This window comes from Zhihengliuella flava (genome assembly GCF_015751895.1).
Classification (GTDB): domain Bacteria; phylum Actinomycetota; class Actinomycetes; order Actinomycetales; family Micrococcaceae; genus Zhihengliuella; species Zhihengliuella flava.
Map to the genome: position 1 here is coordinate 1,406,313 of NZ_JADOTZ010000001.1, position 24,653 is coordinate 1,430,965.

The window sequence follows — 24,653 nt, forward strand, 5'->3', positions numbered from 1 at the left end:
GACCGTGCCTCTACCGTACGTGGTGAGGGCCACAGACTTCCACCCCGGATGACGCGCCGTGGCCCGGCGCCACCGGGCGTCAGCGGCTAGCAGGGGCGGCATCGAGGCTGCCCAGAATCGTCCGCACGCACGCCTCGACGCTGTGCTCCGCCGCGAACACCTGCCGGTCCCGAGCTAGCAGGAGCGTGGAGCCAAAGATCGCGGATGCGGTGACGTCCACGGTCTCCGCGATGTGGGGGCCGTGGACCGCGCCGCGCTCGGCGAACACCGCCGCCACCGACTCGCGCACCACGCCCAGCACGTCGGCGCGCATCGTCACCAGGACCTCGCGCCAGTCGCTCGGTTCCCGCCACATCTCGCTGATCCACAGCTGGGCGAAGGCCGGGTAGTCTTCGACGAAGAGCAGTGCGGCGCGCACCATGGCCGCCATCCTCTCGCGCGCCGAGTCCGACGCCGGCCCGGCGGCCGCGTGGAGGCGGTCCAGCAGGATGTCCGTGCCGAAGCGCAGCAACTGCCCGATGAGGTCCGATTTGGAGCCGAAGTTGTAGTAGACGCTGCCCTTGGAGACTCCGGCGGCCGCGGCGATCTCATCCACCGTCACCGCGTGGTGGCCCCGCTGACCGATCAGTGCCAGCGAGGCCTCGAAGATCTTCAGCCGGGTCGCGTTGGTGCGGGCGGGGCGGCGGACGACGCCGTCGTGCTGTGCCGCGCTCATGCCGCCAGCTCCGGTTGGAAGGTCTTCAGCGTCCAGTACTTGTGCCGGCGCACGGCCAGGGTGCTCAGCGCTAGCCCCAGCGCGGTGTATGCGGCAAGGGCGGCCACCACCGGGCCCAGCACGCTCAAGTCCGCCCCGTACAGCAAGTGCCTCATCCCGGTGACGATGAAGCCGAGCGGCAACACCTCATGGGCCGCATGGAGCGGTTCCGGCGTGGTCTCCCACGGGAACGTGCCCCCGGCGGAGACCAGCTGCAGCACCAGCAGAATGAGCACCACCATCTTCCCCGGGGTGCCTAAGAACGCCACGATCCCTTGGATGAGGGCCGTGAAGGCGCAGGAGGAGCCGAGCAGCAGCGCCCACGTCAACCACGGGTGGGCGGCCTGCAGCCCCAGCCCGAACACCACCACGGCGTAGAGGACGGTGGCCTGCAGCAGGGAGATTACGAGGAACGGTAACCAACCGCCGATGGCGATCTTCCAGTTGGCCGCGTTGGAGGCCAACGCCCGGCGGGTGATGGGGCGCATGAGCTGGACCAGCATGAAGGCGCCGATCCAGACGGCGAGCGCGAGGAAGAAGGGGGCCAGCTGGTGCCCGTAGTTGGTGGCGGCGGTTTGGCTGGTGGTGCTGATGGAGACGGGATCGCCGATGACGGTGGAGACGCGCTCCTTCTCCGCCGCGTCCGGGTTGGGCACCTCCCCCGCGCCGTCGCCGAGGCGCTGCGCCAGCTCGGCCGCGCCGTCGTCCGTTTGGTGCGCCCCGTCCGCGAGCGTGCCCGCGCCGGCCGCGAGCTCTTGGGCGCCGCCCGAGAGCTCGTCCGCTCCCGCGGCGAGCTGCCCGGCGCCGTCGTCCAACTGCTCCGCGCCGTCCACCGCGGCACGCTGGCCGTCGGTCAGCGTCGAGGCGCCGGTGGCGAGCTGAGCAGCCCCGTCGGCGACCTGAGCGCCGCCGTTTGCGGCCGAGGTGATGCCCTCCTTCAGCGCCGGGACGGAGTCGGCGAGCTGCCGCGTACCGTCCGCCACCTGCCGCGAGCCGTCGGCGAGCCGGGCCACGTCCTGCCGGGCGGCGTCCAGGTCCGCCCGGGTCTGCTCGATCTGGTGCGCGGCCGACGAGTCCGCCGCCTGCTCCTCCAGCGCGTCGGCCAGCTGCTCGCGCTGCTCCGCGGTGATCACGCCGCGGTCCACGAGGTCCTGCGCGGCGGCGTCGACGCGCGCCGTGGCGTCCTGTTCCACCTCCTCGACGGCGTCGGCCGCGGCCTGGACCTTGGCGTTGAGCTGCTCGTTGCCGTCCGCGACCTGCGCGGCGCCGTCGGCGAGCTGCTCCGCCTGCGCGGGGAGCTCGGCGGTGCGGTCCTGCAGGGTGGTGAGTCCCGTGGAGAGTTCGGTGGCGCCGGCGGTCAGGTCCTCGGCGCCCGTGGAGAGCCGATCCGCGCCGTCGAGCAGTTGTTCTTGCCCGGCCACGAGGTCCGTCGTGCCGCCGGCCAGCGTGTGGGCGCCGGTAGCCAGCTCGGCCGCGCCGTCGGTCACCTGCCCGGCCCCGCCGGCGAGGTCATCGGCCCCGTCCGCCACGCGGCTGGTTCCCCCGTGCAGCTCGCCCGCGCCATCGGACGCCTGCGTCAGCTGCGTGTGGATGCGGCCGAATCCGGTGAGGAACTGGTTCGCCGTCTCTTGGCCGACCTGGGCGGCCACCGAATTGTGGACCTCCCCCGCGAGCTTGTCGGCGATGGTGCCGACCATCGCATTATTGGCATCGTTGGTGGTCAGCTCCAGGATGGCCTGTTCGGCGGCGTCGAAATCTTCCGGGGAGGCGAGGGACGCGGAGAAGTCCTCGGGAATGGTCAAAGCGAAGGCGTAGTCCCCGGCGGCCACGCCGTCCTCCGCCGCTTGCCGCGAGTCCACGACGACCCAGCCGAACGTGCCGTCCTGCAGCAGCGACTCGGTGACGTCGTCGCCCACCTCGAGCCGCTCGGCCTCGCCGCCCTCCTCGGCACTCTGCTCCGCTCCCGCGTCGAGGTTCACCAGCGCGGCCTTGACGTTGTTGAGGTGGCCGTAGGGATCCCAGTTGGCGTAGAGGTACAGCGCCCCGTACAGCAGGGGCACCAGCGTCAGGGCCACGATTGCGATCTTCGCCAACCGGCCGTTGGTCATGCGGAGCAGTTCGGAGCGGGCCAGTTGCAACGCGGTCATGCCGCCGCCTCCGCCCGGGGGTTCAGGCTCAGGTTGTCCGTTTCGGCGACGGCCGTGCGGCCGGAAAACTCCTCAGGAATACGCTGCACGACGGCGACGACGGCCGGGTGCCGCCGGCCGCCGGCGACGTCGGCCAGGATGCGCAGCCACGCCGCGTCGGGCAGGCCGTGGCGGTCCGGGGAATCAAAGACGAGCACCCGCACCGCGGAGTCCTGCAGGCTCAGGGACGCCAGAAGGTGTAGCCGATCCTCAGCCGCGAGGGCGTCCACCCAGGCGCGGGAGAGGTGTTCGAGGCGGTGCGCGCGAAGCCACCGGTCAGCGGAGACCGTTCGCCAGAAGGGCCCGGGTTGGAGCGCCAGATCCTCCGCCACGAGGTCCTTGACGCGCAGATGCTGCTCCGGCTCGTTGATCTGCGGGGAATCCACCAGCGCGCTGACCCGGCGCACCGCGCGGGGACCGGCCTCGGCTTCCCACGCAATGGTCCCGGCGTCCGGCTTCATGCGGGCGCTCAGGCCGAGCGCGAGGGCGGTCCGGGCGTCTTGAGTCCCGGCGGAAACCACCGTCAGCTCCGCCGCGGGAGCGGTCAGGGACGTCGGGCGCAGCAACGGCGCGTGGTGGCCGTGGAACGACAGGGAGTCAGCGAGAAGCACACCCACAGGTTATTCAAACTGACCGGTCAGTTCAATTAGTGGTGGCTGTGACGTTGCAGACCCTGAGACGTGACGCAGGGCGCCGACTCCCCCTCGTCGGGGTCAGCCGGCGCCCTGTGCGTATCGTCGCCCGCGGCTCGCCCTCTAGCCGCGGATGAGGTCAGCGCAGCGTTCGCCGATCATCATGGTGGTGATGTTCGGGTTCACGGTGACCAACTCCGGCATCACGGAAGCGTCAGCCACGCGCAAGCCCTTGACACCCTTGACGCGCAGCTCAGGGTCGAGCGGCGACATGGCGTCGTCAGCTGCGCCCATCCGGACCGTGCCAGCTGGGTGGTACACGGTGTTGTGGGTGCGCTTGATGTACTCCTGGATCTGCTCGTCCGTCTGTGCGTCGTGACCCGGGTAGAGCTCTTCACCGGCCCAAGCGGCCATCGGCTCTTGGGCGACGATCTCACGGGCCTTCCGGATGCCGGCGACCATGACGCGCATGTCATGCCCCTCGGGATCCGTGAAGTAGCGCGGGTCCACCATCGGCTTGTCCCGGAAGTCGCGGGACCGCAGGCGCACGGTGCCCCGGGACTTGGCGTGCGTGACGTTTGGCGTGAGGCAGAACCCGTTCTCCGTGGTCGGGTAGCCCTGACGCAGCGTGTGCATGTCGAACGGCACCGATCCGTAGTGCATCATCAGGTCCGGACGATCCAGCCCGTCCTGTGTCGGCGTAAAGATCCCGATCTCCCACCACTGCGTGGAATCCTCCACCATGGGCTGCTTGGCTTCCCACTGGATGACGCCCTCCGGATGGTCCTGCAGGTGCTCGCCCACGCCCGGGGAATCCACGCGGACCTCGATCCCATGCTCGCGCAAGTGCTGGGCCGGCCCAATCCCGGACAGCATAAGCAGTTTCGGCGAGTCGATCGCCCCGGCGGAGACGATGACCTCCCGCCGGGCCGTCAATTCGTGGGTGCGAGCGAAGGCATTGTCGACGACAGAAACACCGGTGCACGTCTCGCCGTCGAACAGCAACTCCTTGGCGCGCAACCCCGTGAGCAGGTGGAAGTTGTCCCGCTCCATGATGGGGTGAATATAGGAGACCGAGCTCGAGGAGCGCGTGCCATCGGCTTTCCGATTGATCTGGAAAAAGTTGGCACCGTTGATCACGGTCTCGTCGTTGTTGAACTTCGCCCGCGGGATGCCGGCCTGCTCGGCCGCATCCAACAGCGCCACACCGCACGGATCGTTCGCCGGGACGTTCATCAGGTGGACGGGTCCGGAATCGCCGTGGTGCGGCGCGTCCGGACCGGCGTCCTCGTTGGTCTCCAAGCGCTTGAGCAATGGGTACAGCGTCTCCGCGTTCCAGCCGGTGGCCCCGAACTTGGCCTCCCACTCGTTCAGGTCCTCACGCGGGGCCCAAAAAGCGATGCAGGAGTTGTGGCTCGAGCAGCCGCCCATCACCCGCGCGCGGGCGTGACGCATGAACGAGTTGCCATTCTCCTGCGGCTCGATGGGGTAATCCCAGTCGTACCCGGACTCCAGCAGCTCCATCCAGCGGTTCAATTGAAGGATTTCAGGCAGCTCACGGTCATCCGGACCCGCCTCGACGAGGGCCACCTCGACTGAGGGGTCCTCACTCAAGCGCGCCGCAACGGCTGCCCCAGCGGACCCACCACCGACCACGACGTAGTCGAACTCAGACTTGTTCATCTCACTCATCGTCTCTTCCTTACTTCTGATGGTCGGCAAACCAGCCGGTCACCGCCGGCGCAGTGTTCTGGTAAATGTGCTTGGCCTCCTGGTACTCGGACAGGCCCATCGGACCCAACTCCCTGCCCACACCAGACTGGCCGAATCCGCCCCACTCCGCCTGCGGCAGGTACGGGTGGAAGTCGTTGATCCAGATGGTGCCGTGGCGTAGTCGTCCGGCCACCCGTTGCGCGCGGCCCGCATCCTGCGTCCAGACGGCGCCAGCGAGACCGTAGTTGGTGTCGTTCGCGATCGCCACGGCCTCGTCCTCGTCGGTGAACGTTTCCACGGTCACGGTCGGACCGAAGGCTTCGTCCCTCACGACGGACATGCCGCGCTGTACCTGATCGATCACGGTCGGCAGGTAGTAGACGCCCCGGGACAGGCCCTCGCCGTCCTCATCCGTGGCAAAGCGGCCGCCGCAGCGCACGCGGGCGCCCTCGGCAATGCCGGCCTGAACGTAGGCGTGCACCTTGTCCCGGTGTGCCCCGGAGATCAGCGGTCCGGTCTCGGCCGCATCGTCGTACGGACCACCAATGCGAATCTGCTCCGCCCGACGCACGAGCTCGTTCACGAAGCGCTCCGCGATGGACTCTTCCACCACCAAGCGCGCGCCGGCCGAGCACACCTGGCCGGAGTGCACGAAGGCGGCGTTGAGCGCGTTGTCCACCGCGGCATCGAAGTCGGCGTCCGCGAAGACGACGTTCGGATTCTTGCCACCCAGTTCCAAGGCGACCTTCTTGACCGTCCCGGCCGCCGCCGCGGCAATGACCTTGCCCGTAGCAAGGCCACCGGTGAAGGAGACGAGGTCGACGTCGTCGTGCTCAGACAACGGTGCGCCGGCCTCCGGGCCGGTGCCCGTCACCAGATTGGCGACGCCGGCCGGCAGCCCAAGCTCCGCGAAGACGTCCATCATCAAGATGGACGTGGACGGCGTCAGCTCGGACGGCTTCAGGACAAACGAGCATCCGGCGGCGATGGCCGGGGCCATCTTCCACGCGGCCTGCAGCAGCGGGTAGTTCCACGGCGTGATCATGCCGCACACACCCACGGGCTCGTAGACGATCCGGCTCACCACGGAGGGGTCCCCGGCATCGACCACGCGGCCGGACTGCTGGCCGGCCAGGCGGCCGAAGTACTCAAAGCAGGCCGCGATGTCATCCATATCAATCTGCGATTCGACGAAGCGCTTGCCGGTATCGCCGGATTCCGCGCGGGCAAACTCATCCTGGCGCTCTCGCAGGCGCTCGGCGACCTTGAGCAGGAAGGACCCGCGCTCGGGAGCGGGGACAGCAGCCCACACGCCGGCGTCGAAGGCCGTCCGTGCCGCGGCAATGGCGCGCTCGGTGTCCTCACGCGAGGCCTCAGAAACGACGGCGTAGTCGCTCCCGTCGGCCGGGCAGGTAATGGTGCGGGTGGCCCCGGAGGCCGCGGGCACCCACTGACCGTTGATGTACAGGGTGGCGGTGTTGGCCATGGCCTTCAACCTTCCTTTGTCGGTGTGGAGTCGTCATCTTCGTGACCGGACCAACCGGTGATGTTGGCCTGATCGGTGACCGCGCTGGCTGGCAGCGCGCCCGTGGAGGTGTGCAAGAACTCCAGATGAATCTCGTAGTGGTCCAGCACATCGGCGATGATCTGCTCGTGGCTCAGCCCCGAGAGGTCATAGCCATAACTGCCCTCGAGCGAGAAGACCTCGAGCCGGTAGTAGCGGTCATTGGAACTGGTAGCCCGGGCGTAGGACGGCGTCTCGTGTTGCACCGGATAGACCTGATACTTGAAGTCACGCTCCCCGTCGAAGCGGACGAACAAATCCACGGTGTCGATCCCGTACCCGTCGAGACGCTGCGTGTTGAGCGTGGCCGTGACTCCCTGACGTTCCAGCTCAGTGCGGACCTCCTCGAGCGCCGGGCTCACGGTCTCTGTCATAAAGCGTTGCGTGGCACGGGCGCTCGGGTAATTCATGGCTCGGGAAAGCCGCTGGCGCCACCCGCGGCGCTGCTCACCGGCCGCGTTGGCACGTGAGGAGAGGACGGATGGGAGCCCCTGCTGGTAGGAGTCGGCGAGTGCGGACTCCACTCGGAGCGCCTTGTACAGCCCCAACATGATGAAGACCAGCACGATGGAGAACGGCAAGCCCATGATCACGGTGGCCGCTTGGAGAATGGGCACACCGCCGACCAACAGCATGGCCAAGGTCAGTGCGCCCGTGGCGAAGGCCCAGAAGATGCGCAACCAGTTGGCGCCATCGGCATCGGGGCTGGGCAGGCGGGACGTGAAATTACTCATCACGAGCGCGCCCGAGTCCGCGCTGGTGACGTAGAACAGCATGCCCGTGAACGTCGCGATCGCGGCGCTGAGCGTCACCCCCGGATACTGGTCCAGCAGGTTATAGAACCCTTGCTCGGGAGTGTTGATGGCGACCTCCGCGAAGGCGGCATTGCCGCTGCGCACCAGATCCAGCGCGCTGTTGCCGAAGATAGAGATCCAGAGCGCGATGAACGCGAAGGGAACCACCAGCACACCCGTGACGAACTGCCGGATGGTGCGGCCGCGGGAAATCCGGGCCAAGAACAGGCCCACGAACGGCGCCCACGCAATCCACCACGCCCAGAAGAAGAGTGTCCACGCGTTGAGCCAATCGTCCGGGCGGTCATACGCGAAAGTATCGAGCGCCATCGACGGCAGGCGGGAGATCATGTCGCCGATGTTGTTGACGATGCCGTCCGCCAGATAGGCCGTTTTGCCCGCAATAAACACGTAGATCATCAGAGCGATGGCCAGCAGGACATTGAGTTCCGCGAGACGGCGGATCCCCTTGTCCACGCCAGAGACAACGGACGCGGTAGCCATGATCACCGCGATCGCAATGAGCGCGATCTGCATGGCGTTGTTCTGCGGCAGCCCGAACATGAAGTGCAGTCCGTAGTTGAGTTGGGCTACGCCGATTCCCAGCGACGTCGCAATGCCGAAGATCGTGCCCAACATGGCCGCGATGTCGACGGCGTCCCCCGCGGCGCCGTGAATCCGCTTGCCAATGATGGGATACAGAGCCGCCCGGATAGACAGCGGCATGTTGTGACGGAAGGCGAAATAGCCCATGGCCAAGCCCATGAGGGCGTAGAGCCCCCAGCCCAGAATGCCGTAGTGGAAGAGCGTCCACACCATGGCCTGACGCGCGGATTCGACCGTCTCACCTTCCCCTACCGGAGGCGCCATGTACTGCGTCACCGGCTCGGCCACCGAGTAGAACATCAAGTCCACGCCGATGCCCGCGGCGAAAAGCATCGCGGTCCAGGTAAACAAGTTGAAGTGGGGGCGCGAATGGTCCGGCCCCAGCCGCACCTTGCCCACCTTGGAAGCGGCGATGAAGATGACAAAGCCCAGGACCACGGCCACGAGCAGGGTGTAGTACCACCCGAACGTCTTGCCGACCCACGCAACCGCTTCCCAGATGATGGTGCCAGCACTGTCCGGCGCGATGATGGCCCACAAGGTGATGGCGATAATGCCTAGGGCGGAGCCAATGAAGACTGGTTTGTTGACGACTGCTTGACGTCTCGGCGGCGTCGTCTGTTCCGCCGGTATTCCGGTGCTCATAGCGCTACTTTCGGTGTGAGTGATCGTCCTCTACGTACGTACTTGCTCTCCTCGAGTGCTGACTCGAGTGGACCCCCGCCTGCCATGGCCAACATAGCGCTTGCCGAGGTGCGCCGAACAGGCCTATAGCATGCCGCGTGAGGTGACGGGATGCACGCGGCGAGGTGGTTAAGCTCATAATGAGTGGTATGAAACGCGAACCCGGTGCCACGGCCCTCACGCGCGCCACGAGCCACCCGGCCTTGGCGGAGGACGACGCCGCCGCCCTGGCCGCCGCACTCGGCTCCAGTGACGATTTCACCGTCTTTGTAGATGGAACCTCCGTGCGCTTGCCGGCCGACGGCGCGGCGGCGGTCCTCGACGTACTGCGCCGCCTTGCCGCGGGCGATTCGGTCACCGTGACCACCGCCGAAGCGTGGCTGAACACGTCCCAAGCGGCGCGCATGGCCGGGGTCTCCAACACGTACATGCGGAATCTGACCGATTCCGGGGCCATCGGCGTGCACTACCGGGGCACGCACCGGCGGATCCGTCCGGAGGACGTCCAGGCGTGGGTTGACGCCCGCGCCGCCGCCGCACACGATGCCGAAGAAGCGGACGGCTAACCTCCTCCTCCGCACGGCAGTCACACAGCAGGGCGATCTGAGCCGTCTTGTTGCATCGTTACGCGCCATCTCCGCGGCCGCCATCGCGGCTCCAACGCGCACGCCCGCCCGTCATTCCGGGCTCAATGCCGCCACACCCAGCCCCGGAGAACTGACACCGAATTCACAGCGGAGCTAAAGTTAGGCTAACCTTCAAACGTCTGATCAGATTTGCGTAATTATTTATGACCTAATGCCGGGCCAACGTGTGTCCCGGCAGTGTCCGACCGAGTCCGCGCCTGATAGCGCGTGCTCAACCAGCAGGAGTCACTTTGAATAAGATCCGTCCACTCGGCACCCTCGCGCTGCTTGCGGCCTCCGGCCTCGTCCTGTCCGGCTGCGCGGGCACCGCCGATGGTGCCGACAACGCCGATGCCAGCGCGGAAGCCACCGCAGAAACCGTCGAGCTCACCTTCGAATACAACACGGCGGGCGCCGAAGAAGAGCCGGTCTACGAAGAGACGACGGTTGAGGTGCCGAAGAACCCGGAGAACGTGGTCATCTTCGACATGGCCTCCCTTGACACCTGGGGCGCGCTCGGCGGCGAAGTGGCCGGCGCTCCGCTGGAGTCCGTTCCGGAGTATCTGGAAGACGTCCTGGCCGAGGACGCCATCAACGCTGGCTCCCTCTTCGAGGCCGACCTGCTGGAAATCGAAGCCTCCGATCCGGACCTGATCATCGTGGCCGGGCGTTCTGCCGCGCTCTACCAGGACCTCAGCGAAATCGCCCCCACCGTTGACCTCTCCTCGCAGGGCTCCTTCGAGGACACCCTGGAGCGCAACGTCAACTTCATCGGCGAAGTGCTCGGCGCCGAGGACGAGGCTCAGGCCGCGCTCGACGAGCTCTCGGCCGGCATCGAGGAAGCCCGGGCCGTCACCGCGGACATTGGCACCGGCCTGAGCGTCATGGTCTCCGGCGACAGCGTGAGCGCCCTCAAGCCCGCCAACGGCGACTTCTCCGGCCGCAACCTCCGCGGCGGGCTGGTCTACGACGTCTTCGGCGTGGAGCCGGTCCTCGACGACATCGAGGAAGCCACCCACGGCGAGCCGGTCTCCTTCGAGTTCCTGCTGGAGCATGACCCGGACTACCTGTTCGTGACGGACCGCAACGCCGCCACCGACGCCGAGGGCGAGCAGGCCGCCGAGGTGGTCCTCGACAACGAGATCGTCCACCAGACCACGGCATGGCAGAACGATCAGGTGGTCTACCTCGATCCGACCGCTTGGTACATCGTCTTCGGCGGCATCGAAACCACGCAGATCATGATCGACGACATCCTCTCGATCACCGCCGAGTAGTCAGGCCGTGTTTCCCACTATGCAGCGCTTCTCATGGCTGTAGCCGCACCGGCGCCCAGCAGCACCCCCACCCGCTCGCGTGATGCACGCACGTGGGTGGGGGTGCTCTTCGGCGTCAGCCTCGTTGTCCTCGCCGCCGTGAGCCTCTTCATCGGCGCCTCCAGCGACGCCTCGCTCACGGGCGTGATCGCGGGCGACGACGGCTCGCTCTTCCTGCTGGCCGCGAGCCGCCTGCCCCGCACCGTGGCGCTCATCCTCGCCGGCGCCGCCCTCGGCATCGCCGGCCTCATCATGCAGATGCTGGTCCGGAACAAGTTTGTTGAACCCTCCACCACCGGCGTGACCGAGTTCGCCGGGTTGGGCATGCTGACCGCCATGGTGTTCTGGCCGGGCATGGCCCTGCCACTGCGGATGACGCTCGTGGCGCTCTTCGCCCTCGCCGGCACGTGGTTTTTCCTGCGCATCATCCGGTTCGTCCCGGTGCGCCAGCTGGTCCTCGTCCCGCTCGTGGGAATCATGCTCGGCGGCGTCGTCGGCGCGGTCACCACGTTCTTCGCCTACCGCCTGGACCTCCTCCAGTCCCTCGGCCAGTGGTCCCAGGGGTCCTTCGCGAACGTCATGCGCGGCCGCTACGAATTCCTGTGGATCGCTGCGCTGATGGTGGTCATCGCGTGGATCGCCGCGGACCGCTTCAGCGTGATCGGCCTCGGCGAGGAGTTCGCCACCAATCTGGGCCTGAACTACCGCCGCGTGGTCGCGATCGGGATGGTCATCATCGCCGTCATCACCGCCTGCGTGCTGGTCACCGCCGGCGTCCTCCCCTTCCTGGGGCTGGTGGTGCCCAACATTGTCAGCCTCATCATCGGGGACAACGTCCGGCGCGCCATCCCCTGGGTGGCCGGGCTGGGCTCCGTGTTCGTCCTAGCGTGCGACATCGTGGCCCGCGTCATCCGGTTCCCGTACGAGATCCCGCTGTCCGTCGTCGTCGGCATCGTCGGCGCCGGCCTGTTCCTCTGGCTCCTGTTGCGTAGGAGGGCCCGTGCTCACTGATACCTCCGCCACCGGCGGGACCGCCACCCGGCCGGACGACGACGACGCCGCCTCCCAGCGCCCGGCGCCCACCGCCACGCTCGGCGCGCCCGAGCCGTCCCGCGCTCCGCTGCTCCAACGCGTCCGCGCCCTCTGGGCACGGCCCGGCGCCCGGCTGACGCTCTTGGGCGCGGCCGCCGTCGTCCTCGCCCTGTTTTATCTCTTCTACGACGTGCCCGGCTCGCTGCTGTTCGCCGCCAAAATTCGCGGGCTGTCCATCGCCGCCATGGTGGTGGTGGCCGTGGCCGTCGGGGCCTCGACCGTGGTGTTTCACACCATCACGCAGAACCGCATTCTCACCCCGTCGATCATGGGATTCGATTCCTTTTACGGGCTGATCACCACACTCATGGTCTTCGCCTTCGGCGCCACGGGATTCCTCCGGGCGGACAGCATGGTCATGTGGGTGATCCAGGTGGCGGTCATGGTGGCGTTCAGCGTCCTGCTGTTCACCTGGCTGTTCGCCGGCAAGCGGCGCTCCATCCACCTCATGCTGCTGGTGGGCATCGTGCTGGGCACCTTCTTCCGCAGCTTCACCGAGTGGATGCAGCGCATGCTGGACCCCCTGGACTTTCAGGTGGTCACGGATGCGATGTTCGCCTCCCTCACCCGCCCCGACCCCACGCTGCTTGCGTTCACCGCGCTCCTGGTGGCCGCAGGCTGCGCGGTGCTCATCCCGCTGCTGGCCAAGCTGGACGTGCTCACGCTCGGCGAGCCCATGGCCGTGGGCCTCGGCGTGAATCACCGGCGCGTGGTCATGACGCTCTTCCTCGTGGTGTCCCTCATGGTGGCCGCGTCCACCGCTCTGGTGGGACCCATCCTGTTCTTCGGGCTGATCGTCGCGAACCTCGCCTACTCCTATGCCGGCACCTTCCGGCACGCGTGGACACTCCCGACGGCGGCGCTCCTCGGCGTGGTGTGCCTCCTAGGTGGCCAACTCGTCGTCGAACAGCTCCTCGGGTTTGAGGGCACGCTCTCCACGGTGATCGAGTTCGCCGGCGGGCTGTTCTTCCTCTTCCTGGTTCTACGAAAGGGGGCGCGATGATCGCGCTCAACGGCGCGTCCAAGCGCTACAACGGCACCACGGTGCTCGACGACGTCTCGATCGAGTTCGGCGGGGAGGGCATCACGGCGCTGATCGGCCCCAACGGAGCCGGCAAGTCCACCCTCTTCGGGATCATCGGCCGGCTCATCCAGCCGGACGCGGGCTCGGTGACGATCGACGGGATGGACGTCAAAACGGCGCCGGCCAGGGACCTAGCGCGCAGTATTGCCGTGTTGCGCCAAGACAACCACATCGCCGCCCGCCTCACCGTGCAGGACTTGGTGGAGTTCGGCCGATTCCCGCATTCGCAGGGGCGCCTCACCGTGACGGACCGGGACGCGATCGAGCAGGCCATCGCCTACCTGGAGCTCGAGCCCTTCCGGCATCGGTTCCTCGACGAGCTCTCCGGCGGTCAGCGCCAGCGCGCGTTCATCGCGATGGTGGTGGCGCAGGACACCAAGTACGTCCTGTTGGACGAGCCGCTGAACAACCTGGACCTGCGCCACATGACGGACATCATGAAGCTGATCCGCCGGCTGGCGGATGACTTGGGCAAGCGCGTCGTCGTCGTGCTGCATGACATCAATTTCGCGGCCCACTACAGCGACAGGATTGTGGCGATGCGTGAGGGGGCGATCATCGCCGATGCGCCCGCAGCGCAGATCATGGACCCGTCCGTGCTGCGTGAGGTGTACTCAACGGACGTGGACGTGCGGGAGATCGACGGGCGGCGCGTGGCCCTCTACTACGCCTAACCGTCCAGCGCCGCGGCGCCCGGCGGGGGCGGCGGTAGGCTGGTGGCGGCCACCTACGCCTGACGGGGAGAAACATGCAGCACTATGACCTGATCATCATCGGCACCGGCTCCGGAAACTCCATCCTGGACGAGCGGTTCCGCGGCCTGAAAGTGGCCATGATCGAGCGCGGCGCGTTCGGCGGCACGTGCCTGAACGCCGGCTGCATCCCCACCAAAATGCTGGTCTACACGGCGGACGTGGCCAGCACCCCCGCCCACTCCAGCCGCCTCGGCGTGGACGAAACGCTGGACGGCGTCCGCTGGGCCGAGATTCGGGACCGCATTTTTGCGGACCGCATTGACCTGATCGCCGCTGGCGGCCGCGACTACCGGATCAACCACGAGGACAACTCCCACGTGGACGTGTACTTGGGCACCGCGCGCTTCACGGGCGAGCGCCAGGTGGAGATCACGCCGAACGACGGCGGCGCGGTCACCGCGATCTCGGCGGACCAGGTGGTCATCGCCGCCGGCTCCCGCCCCTCCATCCCGGACATCGAGGGCCTCGCCGACGCCGACTACCTGACCAGTGACACGGTGATGCGTCTGGAGGAGCTGCCCGCGTCCATGACCATCCTCGGCAGCGGCTTCGTGGCGGCCGAGTTTGCGCACGTGTTCTCCTCGCTGGGCGTGGCCGTCACGCTGATCGCGCGCTCGGCGGCGCTGCTGCGCGCGGAAGACGCGGACATTTCCGAGCGCTTCACGGAGCTCGCCCTCGGCAGCTTCGACGAGGGCGGCACCCAGTCGGGCGCCGGGTGGGACGTCCGGCTGAACACCTCCACCCGGCGGGTGGAGCAGTACGACGGCGGCATTCGCCTCCACGTGGACACCCCCGCCGGGCCGGGGACCATCGAGTCCGAAGTCCTCTTGGTCGCGACGGGCCGAACGCCCAACACGGACCAGCTGAACGTGGCCGCCGCGGGGCTCGAGACCACGGAGTCCGGGCTGCTGGCGGTGGATGAGTACCAGCGCGCGGTGGCCGGCGGCGACGTCGTCCCCGGCGTGTGGGCGCTCGGCGACATCTGCTCGCCGTACCAGCTCAAGCACGTGGCCAATCACGAGCAGCGCGTGGTGCAGCACAACGTGATCAACCCGGAGCAGCTGATCGCCTCCGACCACCGGTTTGTGCCGCACGCGGTGTTTAGCGCACCGCAGATCGCGTCCGTGGGCCTGACGGAAGCCCAGGCGCTGGAGCGGGGGCTGGACATCGACGTGGCGCGGCAGGATTACGGCGGGATCGCCTACGGCTGGGCCATGGAGGATTCCACCGGATTCGCCAAGCTCATCGCGGACCGCTCCACGGGGCTGCTGGTGGGCGCGCACATCATTGGGCCGCAGGCCTCGGCGCTCATTCAGCCGCTCATTCAGGCCATGAGCTTTGACCAGCCGGTGGCCAGCTTGGCCCGCGGCCAATACTGGATCCACCCGGCGCTGCCAGAACTGATCGAGAACGCGCTGCTGCAGCTGGACGTGTGATTCACCGGCGCGTGAGCGTCCACGGCAGCCCGGTGATGTCCAGGCGGTGGGCGCCCGCGGCCTGCTCCCCCGCTTGGCGCACCGGGTGCAGCGGGTGGGGCGCGTGCCCGGCCTCGGCTAGGTCGTCCCGCCACTGCGCGTCCCCGTGCCAGAGCACGAACTTCCGCTCGCCCTCGCTCAGCAACTGGCTCCGGTACTCCACAAACGCCGTCCCCGCGTCAGGGTCATCGAGGACGACGCCGCCGCCCCCGTGCGCGGCGGACTCGCCGGCCGCTCGGCTCGCCAAGGCGCCGCGGGCGGCCGCGGTCACCTGCTCGACGGTGTCGCCGGCCTCGGCGAGCCAATTCAGCGTGGCCCAGATCGGCGGGACCAACCGCTTCTCCCCCGCCCCGTGCCGCGCCAGCGCGTCGGCGGGCGTGAGCCACTCCCACGCACTGTGTTCGCCATCGCTGAGGCGGACCTGATCCGAGGAGCGCGCGCCACCCGGCTGAATGGCATCCTCCTGGCCAGCGCCTCCCTCGCCCTCCAGGGGCGCTAGGTAGTACCAGGCGCGCATGCGCTTCGGCGAGTCCGCCGGCGGCACCCAACAGGTCATCGGCAGGAGGCTGGCCGCGTCAATGCGCAGCCCCGTCTCCTCCTCCGTCTCCCGCACGGCCGCTCGCCGAGTCGCCGCCACCAACGCACGGGGCACCTCCGCGACCGGGACATCGGTGGCCCACGCGGCGGCGTCGTACTCCGCGGGCGTGCCCGCATCCTCCGGGTCCACGTATCCTCCCGGGAACACCCAGGCGCCGGCGAAGGAGCCGCGCATGAGGCGTTCGAGCAGCAGGACCTCCACGCCGGCGGCACCGTCCCGGACCAGAACCGCGACGGCGGCGTTTCCGGCGAACTCAGTGGGCGGGTTGGTCATCTTTGACTCCTCGGGAATGGTGGGGCGGGGCGCGCGGTTACCGTATCCACATACTGCCACTGACCAAGGATGGGATTCATCATGAAGATTGCTGTGTACGGTGCCACGGGCATGGTTGGCCGCGAGGTTGTTGCCGAGGCGCTGCGGCGCGGACACGAGGTCACGGCGGTGTCCCGCCAGGGCACGCCCGTCGACGGCGCCGCATCCGCCACCGCCGAGTTGACCGATCTCGCCACGTACCGCGAGCTCGCCTCCGCACACGACGTGGTGGTGCTCTCCGTCCCGACACCGCGCGATGGCAGCGATCACGCGCCCATCATCGAGGCGCACGAGCAGATTGCGGAGACCCTGGTGCCGGCGCGCGTGTTCGTGGTCGGTGGCGCGGGTGCGCTGGAGGTCGACGGCGTGCAGCTGCGCAATACGGAGGGCTTCCCGCCGGAGTACAAGCTGGAGGCGGACAGCTTCGCGGAGATCCTGAACTTCTACCAGGACTCCTCCGGCGTGAACTGGACCATGCTGGCTCCGGCGCCGATGATCGCACCGGGCGAGCGCACGGGTGAATACCAGGTGGGCGTGAACGCGCCGGTAGGCGACTCGGTGTCCACGCAAGACTTCGCCGTCGCCGTGCTGGACGAGCTGGAGACCCCGCAGAACGAGAATCGCCGCTTCACGGTCGCCAACTAGCGGACCCGCGTTCATTTCGCCCCGTTCTTCGTCGGGCGGCCCCCGGAAGTGCACGGGACGGCCTCCTGAACCATGTGAAGAACGGGGCGACATGAGGCCCACCCCTAGCCGGGCGGCTCCCGCGGGTCTAGCATGGCCGCCATGCGGATCGACACCGCCTCTCGCCTCATCGCCGCCGACGCCCGCGCGGTGCTCGCCGCGTTCACGGACGCGGACGCCTTCGTCGCGTGGCTACCGCCCGCTGGCATGACGGGCCGGCTGGAACGCTTCGATCCGCGCGCCGGCGGGAGCTTCAGCATGGTGCTGACCTACGACGAGCCGCCGGCCGGTGGGGGAAAATCTGGGGCCGACACGGATACCTCGCAGGCGCAGATCACGGAGCTCAGCCCGGAGCGGATCGTCTGGCAGATCCGGTTTCCATCCGAGGACCAGGTCGCCGCGCCGGCCATGACCATGGAGTGGACCCTCGCCGGGGAGGCCCGCGGGACCCTCGTGACGGTCGCCGCGCGGGACGTGCCCGCCTTCATCTCGCCAGCGGACCATGCCGAAGGTCTCGCCTCGTCGTTGGCGAACTTGGCCGCCGTCGTCGAGCGCGGCTGAGAACCGCGGGGTCAGCCGGGGCCGTCGGTGCCCCTAACCGCCGAACAGCACCGGCACCGCGGCCACTTGCTCGAGGCTGCCGTCCCGCGCGCTATAGGTCAGGAACAGCACGGCCCCCTGACCGGACCCCGGTTCCGTGAAATCGATGTCACCGGCGAACGGCCCGAGGTCCGGCCCGCCGCTGCCGGTCACCGGTTGCTGACCGAGGACCTCGCCCGCGGCATCGCGGACTTGGACCACCACGTTGCCCTCGAACGCGCGCGCCTGGCCGCTAACCGCGACGGGCGAAGACACGTTGGACCCGGCCTCCGGCGCCGTCACCTGGATGTCGGCGGTCACCGAGCCGAGCACGTACCACGCGCCGTCGGAGAGCTGCCGCACCAGAACGGTGGTGCTGAGCCGGCCGCCCGCCGCGGTGACCTCGAACTCGCCGGAGCGGGTATCGCCCTGCCTGAAGTCGGAGATCCTCGGCGCGCTGAATCCGGCGTAGTCCGTGGCGAACGCCTGCGCCGCCGCCTCCGGTGCGGCAAAGTCGCTCCGGCCCGGCGCCGGGAAGACGACGCTGGCGGCCTCGGCCGCCGGTAGCGAGGCTGAGGGCCCCGGGGCATCGGCGCTTCCGCTGGCCGGCGCGCTCGTGGTGGCCGCACCGGAGCTCGACTTCGGGCTGCTCGGTTCGGAACTGCTCGGTTCGGAACTGCTGGGAGCGATGCTGGCTGTAGCCGTGGTCGCCAAGGAGCTGCTCGATCCCCCGCCGGGTGCACCGGCAGCGCAACCGCTGAGCAGCACGGCACCGGCCGCCACCGCGGCCACACGCGTGAAGCTACTTCCCGTTGTCATACCTCAAGCGAAGCACCACCCGGTGCGTGGCGTAAGGCCTCGCAGGCCTCAATTCGGCCGCACCTCGGACACGTTCAGGTCACGGGCCCGCCCTACCGCTGGTTCAGCCGCGCATTCTGCCCCGTTCTGGCTGGGGATTTGCCGGGACGTTCACGTAATTTCGGGGCAGAAGCGATGTATAACGGGGCGAAATGGCGGCACCGGCCGCCTCAGCCCGCCCGGCCCCGCTCTGAAGTCACAGCCTCGCGCTATGACCCCCACAGCCACCCCATAGAACGCGCCTGCATGCTGGATCACGAAGGCAATCCCCACCTTCATCCCTCAAGAGAAAGGACCGTGTCATGGACACGATCACCCCCGAGACCACCCGCCCCCGCCGCCTGAGCGGCAAGGTCATTGGCGCTTCGACCGCCGTGGCCGTCGCCGGCCTACTGGGCCTAGGCGTCGTCTCCGCCAACGCGGCTGAGACCGACGCACCGGCCGAATCGTCCACCTCGTCCCAGGCCCCGGCGGAGGACACTGAGACCGGCACCGGGTCCGGCACCGAATCGGGCACGCCGAACGACGCCGGCACGGCGCCGACCGAGCAGGGCGCACCGGGCGAGGGCGGGCCGGCTACCGGCGAGCGCGGCGCGGGTGGCGAGGGTCAACCCGGCGGAGCCGGGTGCGAAGACGCCGAGGACTCTGCCACCGGCGCGCAGCCGGAGGACACCACCGAGCAGCAGGGCTCCACCGGGGAGACGTCCTTCGTCGCCACCACCTAAGCCCGCGATTCCGCGGTGAGCCCGGCCCAGGCCACCGCGGGACGCGCCCAGCGCACCGCCGTCATTCCCCTTCCTCCGACGGCGGTGCGTGCGTTTAACGATGCCGAAAATGTGCCGCCGCTCCCTCTTGCGCTGAACCCGCCAGCGCCGTAATCTACAACCAAGTGGTTGAATAATCCGGAGGGAGGCAGCCATGAATCCGCGGAGTACGCAGCCACGTGAACACGCCCAGGGGGCACAGCAGAACGCTGCGCCCGCCGATGACCTCACGGAGGAGCAGGTCAATCGGATCTTTCGCGCTCTCGCCGATGCCACGCGCCGGGACATCGTCCGGCGCACCCTCACGCGGGAAGCCACCATCTCCCAACTGGCGGGTGACTACGACATGTCTTTCGCCGCCGTCCAGAAACACGTCACGGCGCTGGTTGCCGCAGAACTGATCATCAAGGAAGCCCGGGGGCGCGAACGCGTGATCCGGGGCAACCCTCAGCGCATCGCACGGGTCCGCGAGCTCCTCGGCGAGTTTGAACAGATCTGGCGCGGCCGGATGGACCGCATGGATGCGCTCTTTGCAGAAGAAAGGCCCTAGCGCCATGCCACTGACAGGATTCACCACCAACGCAGAAGAGCTCACGCTCACCATCACTGCCGAATTCCCGGTGCCGGTGAAGCGCCTCTGGGACGCCTACATGGACCCGCGCCAGTTGGAAAAGTTCTGGGGTCCACCCACGTACCCCGCCACGTTTACGCGCCACGACGCCTTTCCGGGCGGGCTAAGCACGTACGTGATGACCGGGCCGGAGGGGGACACGCACGGCGGGTACTGGGAATGGCTGACGCTCGACGCGCCCCACTCCTTCTCCTACCTGGACGGATTCCTCACCCCGGACGGCCAGCGCAACACGGATTTGCCGACCACGCGGAACACATTCACCTTTGAGGCCACTGCCAGCGGCTCCCGGCTGAGGGAGGTCTCCCACTTCAACTCGGCAGAGGAGCTGGAACAACTCGTCGCCATGGGCATGGAGGAAGGTACGCGCGAGGCCATGGGCCAGATCGACGACGTCGTGGCCGACCTGAAGTCCTTCGCCGCCGAGCGCGGCACGCAGCCGCAGCTGATCGGCGACACGCAGCTGCGCGTCTCCCGCATCATCCGGGGCAGCGCCGAGCAGGTGTGGCGCGCACACGTGGAGGCGGACCTGATGACCCGCTGGATGCTGGGGCCGGACGGCTGGACCATGCCGGTGTGCGAGCCGGCCGCAGAGGTCGGCGACACGTACCGCTACGAGTGGGAGAACGACGACGCCACGCAGCGGTTCGGCTTCACCGGGGAGGTGCTGGAGGCGGAGGCTCCGTACCGCCTAGTCACCACGGAGCGCATGCTCTCCCTCGCGGGGATGCCGGAGGGGTCGGATTCGTCCGCGACCACGCAGAATGAGATGACGCTGACGCCGGTCGAGTCGGGCACGCTGCTCACCACGCTTATCACCTACCCGGACGCCAAGACCCGCGAGGAAGTCCTGGCCACGGGCATGGTGGACGGGATGGAGCTCAGCTACGCCCGGCTCGAGTCGGCGGTGCTCCCCTAACCGGCAGCACCCGCGCAGGCACCCAACCCCTGCGAGTTTCCCCGTATTTGCGCGACTTACGGCACGAGCCGGCTGCATCACCCCTTGTCAGCCGGCACCAGCCGATCGGCCGCAGCCCCAAATACGGGGAAACTCGTGCGCTCAGGCCCGCGGCAGGAGTGACAGCCCCAACTGTTGCACCCCGACCACGTGCTCAACGGCGCCGCCTGCGTCACCCTCGAACCTCAACGGCCCCGCAAAGCAGACCGGCAGCGCCGGGTACTGCTCGCGGGCCCGCAAGAAATCTGCGGCCAGCGCTCCGCTGATGTCCAGCACGTACGCCCGCTGGCTGTCGACGTCATCGGTCGCCTCCGCGATCACGCGCACGGCGAGGAGGTCGGCCCGCGGCACTCCCGGGGCTGAGACCACAGCGCCTCCTGTCCGCACCTCTTGCACCATGCCGCGGTCAGAAACGTAGGCCATCACGCACTCCCCTCGGCCCCGCGAGCACCGTCACTGGGATCCCAAACTCCTGGGCATGTACGTACGCGCGACCAGCCGCATCCTGACGTACCGGGCCGGCGAACATCACGGCGACGCCAGCTAGCGAACCCACCATCGGTTCCACCGCGTCCACAGATTCAGGCGGAACGAGGAGCGTGTAGCGGCAACCCTGCACCTCAACATCCACGTGCGCCAGCGCAGCGCCGTCACGCAGATCGGCTCTGAGAATCTCGCCGCAAGCATGCACATAATCCACGGCCGAACCACCCTCCTGCATGCCATCTGCGCCCGGTCTACGCCCCATCTGCGCCCCGATGCACCACATCTCAGCCCGCGTCAGCAGCGCATCACATGAGACGTTTTCGGTAAACCCTAGCTCCACCCGCCCGCACCGTGGCAGGATGTGTCCCGTGGCACATACTCAACAATCGTTTCAGAAGTCCAGCGGCCCCGACGTCTTCGCCGACCTCGACGCGTTCATCGAACTCCCCCGCCTCGGCGGGCTGACACTCAACGACGCCGGCACGCGCCTGGTCACCACCGTCAGCACCCTCAACGAGGAGCGCACCCAGTACGTCAGCGCGCTCTGGGAACTCGATCCGGCCGGCGAGGCCCCCGCCCGCCAGCTCACGCCGGGCTCGGACCGCGGCGGCCACGGCGAATCCGCCCCCACCTTCGCGCCCAACGGGGACCTCTTCTTCACCGCCAAGCGGGACGGGACGGAGTACGACGACGTCGCCGCCCTGTGGCGCCTGCCCGCCGGTGGCGGCGAAGCCCAGCTGGTGGCCGAGCACCCCGGCGGGGTGGCCGCCGCACGCCCGGTGAGCACCGGCGTCGTCCTCAAGGCCGAGGCGACGCCGCGCGCGGCGGACCCGGCCGGCGATGCGGCCGCCCGGAAGGAGCGCAAGGACAAGAAGGTTTCCGCGATCCTGCATGACGGCTACCCGGTCCGGTTCTGGGATCACGACCTCGGCCCGGCCGCACCGCGCCTCTACGCGCTAGATGCAGAGAGCACCGGCTCCGACGACGGCGGCGCCACGCTCCGCGAGCTCGGCACCGGCACGCACGGCCACTTGATCGAGACGGGCTTCCGCGTGGCGCGGGACGGCTCCTTCCTGATCACCGAGTGGAACACCCCGGAGGGTCGCGGCAGCCAGCGCACGGACCTGGTGCGGATCGACGTCGCCACCGGCGAGCAGCAGGTGCTCTGCGCCGCCGATGACTCTTACGAATACTCCATCCACGCCATCAGCGATGACGGCGCGGCGGCCGTCATCACGCGCTGGATCCGCTCCACCCCGGAGACGCCGTCCCGCCAGGAGCTGCGCCTGCTGGATCTGGCCAGCGGCGAGCATCGGCTGATCGCGGCCGGCTGGGACCGCTACCCGAGCTCGGTGACGTGGCTGCCGGACGGCAGCGGCCTCCTCGTGACCGCGGACGAGGACGGCCGTGCGCCCCTCTTCCACCTCGACCTCGCGAGCGATGCGACGACCCGCCTGACCGGCGACGGCGCGTTCACGGACGTCGTCGTCACCCGGGACGGCACCACCGCCTACGCCCTGCGCTCCAGCTACGAGTTCCCCGCCGAGCCCGTGCGGATCGACCTCACCGGCGCGGCGGGCTCGGACGACGACGGCGCCACCGTCACCCGATTGGCCTCACCGGCCGCTCGGCCCGAGTTGCCGGGACGGCTGACCGAGGTGGAGACCACCGCCGAGGACGGCACGCGCGTGCGCGGGTGGCTGGCGCTGCCGGAGGGCGCCTCCGCGGACGCCCCGGCGCCGCTGCTGCTGTGGATCCACGGCGGCCCGGTGGCCTCGTGGAACGCGTGGAGCTGGCGCTGGACCCCGTGGCTCCTGGTGGCCCGGGGCTACGCGGTGCTGCTGCCGGACCCGGCGCTGTCCACCGGATACGGCCAGAGCTTCATTGACCGCGGGTGGAGCCGCTGGGGCGCCGAGCCCTACACGGACCTGATGTCCATCACGGACGCCGTCGTGGAGCGGGAGGATATCGATCAGACGCGCACGGCCGCGATGGGCGGCTCCTTCGGCGGCTACATGTCCAACTGGGTGGCCGGGCACACGGACCGCTTCAAGGCGATCGTGACGCACGCTAGCCTCTGGGCGCTGGACGGGTTCGGCCCCACGACCGACGCCTCGTTCTTCTGGGCCCGGGAGATGAGCGAGGAGATGGAGACCACGTACTCGCCCCACCGGTACGTGGAGCAGATCACGACGCCGATGCTCGTCATCCACGGGGACAAGGACTACCGGGTGCCCATCGGCGAAGGGCTGCGCCTGTGGTGGGAGCTGCTCTCCAAGTCAGGGTTGCCGCAGGAGGCGGACGGGAGCACGGCGCACCGGTTCCTGTACTTCCCGGATGAGAACCACTGGATCCTGACGCCGCAGCACGCCAAGCTCTGGTATCAGGTGATCTTCGGGTTCCTCGCGGAGAACGTGCTGGAGGAGCCGGCGCCGGAGCTTCCCGAGCTGCTCGGGTAGCCGGCTAGGCGGGCGCGAGGCCGGAAGACTCCCGCAGGATGAGCTCCGTGGGCAGCATGATGCGGCCCTCCGGCAGGTCCGCCACGGCACCGCGGCGGTCCGGCTGCTCCGCGATGGAGCGCAGCAGCAGGTCCACGCCGCGGGCGCCAACCTCGGCCAGCGGGCCGTCGAGGGTGGTCAGGGGGACGGAGACGAGCTCGGCCGCGAAGTTGTTGTCGAAGCCGATCACACTCACCTCGTCCGGGACGGACACCTCACGGGAGGCCAGCCGCTTCATGATGCCGAAGGCCAGCATGTCGTTATGAGCCACCAGCGCCGTCGGCCGGGAGCGGAGCGCCGCGTCAGCCGCGACTCCCCCGGCCGCGACCGTCGGCGCGTAGGGGCCGATCCGGTGCGCCGTCAGCCCATGACTCTTGGCCCCATCGCGCAGAGTGGCCCAGCGCAGGGAGCCCACCCAAGACCCGGGCGGACCCGCGCAAAACGTGAACTCGCGATGCCCCAGCGAGGCCAGATGCTCCAGAATCTGGCGGCAGCCGTGGGCCATATCCAAGCGGACGCTGGTGAGGCCCTGCACGTCGCGATTGAGCAGCACCACCTTGTGTTGGCGCCCGATGGCCTGCAACTCCTGATCAGGCAAGCGGCTTGAGGCCAGGACAAAGCCGTCCACCTTGGAGGCCAGCCCGCGAATCTCCGCGAGTTCGATTTGGGGAGACTCCTCCGCGTTGACCACCACGAGCGTGAATCCCGAGGACTTGGCCCGCAGCTCCGCGCCGCGAATGATCTTGATGAAGTGCGGATTGGTGATGTCCGCCAGCACCATGGCGATGGTTTTACGCGGTTCCGCCCGGAGGGCCCGCGGCTCTGCCCGGCGCTCGTAGCCGACGGCGTCCGCCGCCTCGTTGACGCGGCGCCGCATCGTCTCACTGACGCGCTGCGGGTTGTTCAGCGCGCGCGAGACCGTCGACGGCGCGACGCCGGCGCTCTGGGCGACGTGGTAAATAGTCACTTTGGCCATGCTCCACTCCACCATATGTGGCAACTTT

The 24,653-nt window shown here is 68.5% G+C and carries 22 protein-coding genes; 12 read left to right on the forward strand and 10 right to left on the reverse strand.

From position 1 onward, the window contains the following. Positions 1-79: 79 nt before the first annotated feature. The 6 genes from IW252_RS06510 to betT form a co-directional block, all read right to left on the reverse strand. Positions 80-715 carry a TetR/AcrR family transcriptional regulator gene (locus IW252_RS06510; protein WP_196835819.1) on the reverse strand — a complete coding sequence of 212 codons (636 nt, stop codon included), beginning with the start codon at positions 713-715 and terminating at the stop codon, positions 80-82. Further along, positions 712-2,901, reverse strand: coding sequence for a YhgE/Pip domain-containing protein (locus tag IW252_RS06515; RefSeq protein ID WP_196835820.1), 2,190 nt, complete (start codon positions 2,899-2,901; stop codon positions 712-714). The genes IW252_RS06510 and IW252_RS06515 overlap by 4 nt, the downstream gene beginning before the upstream one ends. Beyond that, positions 2,898-3,551, reverse strand: coding sequence for an ABC transporter ATP-binding protein (locus tag IW252_RS06520; protein WP_196835821.1), 654 nt, complete (start codon positions 3,549-3,551; stop codon positions 2,898-2,900). Before IW252_RS06520 ends, IW252_RS06515 begins: the two co-directional genes overlap by 4 nt. Positions 3,552-3,695: 144 nt before the next feature. Next, the gene (locus IW252_RS06525) at positions 3,696-5,264 is read right to left on the reverse strand and encodes a GMC family oxidoreductase (protein ID WP_196835822.1); all 1,569 of its coding nucleotides are present in this window, start codon (positions 5,262-5,264) and stop codon (positions 3,696-3,698) included. Positions 5,265-5,274: 10 nt separating this feature from the next. Continuing rightward, the gene (locus tag IW252_RS06530) at positions 5,275-6,771 is read right to left on the reverse strand and encodes an aldehyde dehydrogenase family protein (protein ID WP_196835823.1); all 1,497 of its coding nucleotides are present in this window, start codon (positions 6,769-6,771) and stop codon (positions 5,275-5,277) included. 5 nt (positions 6,772-6,776) lie between these two features. After that, positions 6,777-8,894 carry a choline BCCT transporter BetT gene (gene betT / locus IW252_RS06535; RefSeq protein ID WP_196835824.1) on the reverse strand — a complete coding sequence of 706 codons (2,118 nt, stop codon included), beginning with the start codon at positions 8,892-8,894 and terminating at the stop codon, positions 6,777-6,779. 188 nt (positions 8,895-9,082) lie between these two features. Here betT and IW252_RS06540 point away from each other — a divergent pair, with 188 nt between their 5' ends. The 6 genes from IW252_RS06540 (at position 9,083) to IW252_RS06565 (ending at position 15,242) form a co-directional block, all read left to right on the forward strand. Then, positions 9,083-9,499, forward strand: a complete 417-nt coding sequence (locus IW252_RS06540; protein ID WP_196835825.1) for a helix-turn-helix domain-containing protein — start codon at positions 9,083-9,085, stop codon at positions 9,497-9,499. Between the two features lie 311 nt (positions 9,500-9,810). Next, positions 9,811-10,836 (forward strand): siderophore ABC transporter substrate-binding protein, encoded by a 1,026-nt coding sequence (locus IW252_RS06545; protein WP_196835826.1) that lies wholly within the window; start codon positions 9,811-9,813, stop codon positions 10,834-10,836. Between the two features lie 33 nt (positions 10,837-10,869). After that, entirely contained in the window at positions 10,870-11,886 is a 1,017-nt protein-coding gene (locus IW252_RS06550) for an ABC transporter permease (RefSeq protein ID WP_196835827.1), read from the forward strand. Continuing rightward, positions 11,876-12,970, forward strand: coding sequence for an iron chelate uptake ABC transporter family permease subunit (locus IW252_RS06555; RefSeq protein ID WP_331271467.1), 1,095 nt, complete (start codon positions 11,876-11,878; stop codon positions 12,968-12,970). Before IW252_RS06550 ends, IW252_RS06555 begins: the two co-directional genes overlap by 11 nt. Then, positions 12,967-13,725, forward strand: a complete 759-nt coding sequence (locus tag IW252_RS06560; RefSeq protein WP_196835828.1) for an iron ABC transporter ATP-binding protein — start codon at positions 12,967-12,969, stop codon at positions 13,723-13,725. Before IW252_RS06555 ends, IW252_RS06560 begins: the two co-directional genes overlap by 4 nt. 74 nt (positions 13,726-13,799) lie before the next feature. After that, positions 13,800-15,242: a mycothione reductase gene (locus tag IW252_RS06565; RefSeq protein WP_196835829.1), complete on the forward strand. Its 1,443-nt coding sequence runs from the start codon at positions 13,800-13,802 to the stop codon at positions 15,240-15,242. 1 nt (position 15,243) lies between these two features. Here IW252_RS06565 and IW252_RS06570 read toward each other — a convergent pair whose 3' ends face one another. Further along, positions 15,244-16,152 (reverse strand): NUDIX hydrolase, encoded by a 909-nt coding sequence (locus IW252_RS06570; RefSeq protein WP_196835830.1) that lies wholly within the window; start codon positions 16,150-16,152, stop codon positions 15,244-15,246. 81 nt (positions 16,153-16,233) lie between these two features. On the opposite strand from IW252_RS06570, the gene IW252_RS06575 reads away from it, so the two are divergent. After that, positions 16,234-16,836, forward strand: a complete 603-nt coding sequence (locus IW252_RS06575) for an NAD(P)-dependent oxidoreductase (RefSeq protein WP_196835831.1) — start codon at positions 16,234-16,236, stop codon at positions 16,834-16,836. A gap of 141 nt (positions 16,837-16,977) precedes the next feature. Then, on the forward strand, positions 16,978-17,436 hold the full coding sequence (locus IW252_RS06580) for an SRPBCC domain-containing protein (RefSeq protein WP_196835832.1): 459 nt from the start codon (positions 16,978-16,980) through the stop codon (positions 17,434-17,436). Between the two features lie 33 nt (positions 17,437-17,469). Here IW252_RS06580 and IW252_RS06585 read toward each other — a convergent pair whose 3' ends face one another. Then, complete coding sequence (locus tag IW252_RS06585; protein ID WP_196835833.1) at positions 17,470-18,273, reverse strand: Gmad2 immunoglobulin-like domain-containing protein; 804 nt, start codon at positions 18,271-18,273, stop codon at positions 17,470-17,472. A gap of 341 nt (positions 18,274-18,614) precedes the next feature. On the opposite strand from IW252_RS06585, the gene IW252_RS06590 reads away from it, so the two are divergent. The 3 genes from IW252_RS06590 (at position 18,615) to IW252_RS06600 (ending at position 20,626) form a co-directional block, all read left to right on the forward strand. Then, on the forward strand, positions 18,615-19,037 hold the full coding sequence (locus IW252_RS06590) for a hypothetical protein (protein WP_196835834.1): 423 nt from the start codon (positions 18,615-18,617) through the stop codon (positions 19,035-19,037). 193 nt (positions 19,038-19,230) lie between these two features. Then, positions 19,231-19,626 (forward strand): ArsR/SmtB family transcription factor, encoded by a 396-nt coding sequence (locus IW252_RS06595; protein WP_196835835.1) that lies wholly within the window; start codon positions 19,231-19,233, stop codon positions 19,624-19,626. Positions 19,627-19,630: 4 nt separating this feature from the next. Beyond that, positions 19,631-20,626, forward strand: coding sequence for an SRPBCC family protein (locus tag IW252_RS06600; RefSeq protein WP_196835836.1), 996 nt, complete (start codon positions 19,631-19,633; stop codon positions 20,624-20,626). 141 nt (positions 20,627-20,767) lie between these two features. On the opposite strand, the gene IW252_RS06605 is transcribed toward IW252_RS06600, so the two are convergent. Further along, the gene (locus tag IW252_RS06605; protein ID WP_196835837.1) at positions 20,768-21,088 is read right to left on the reverse strand and encodes a hypothetical protein; all 321 of its coding nucleotides are present in this window, start codon (positions 21,086-21,088) and stop codon (positions 20,768-20,770) included. A 422-nt stretch (positions 21,089-21,510) separates the two neighbouring features. Between IW252_RS06605 and IW252_RS06610 the strand changes: the two genes are divergently transcribed. Next, complete coding sequence (locus tag IW252_RS06610; RefSeq protein ID WP_196835838.1) at positions 21,511-23,610, forward strand: S9 family peptidase; 2,100 nt, start codon at positions 21,511-21,513, stop codon at positions 23,608-23,610. Between the two features lie 4 nt (positions 23,611-23,614). Here IW252_RS06610 and IW252_RS06615 read toward each other — a convergent pair whose 3' ends face one another. Further along, complete coding sequence (locus IW252_RS06615; RefSeq protein ID WP_196835839.1) at positions 23,615-24,625, reverse strand: LacI family DNA-binding transcriptional regulator; 1,011 nt, start codon at positions 24,623-24,625, stop codon at positions 23,615-23,617. Positions 24,626-24,653: the final 28 nt, after the last annotated feature.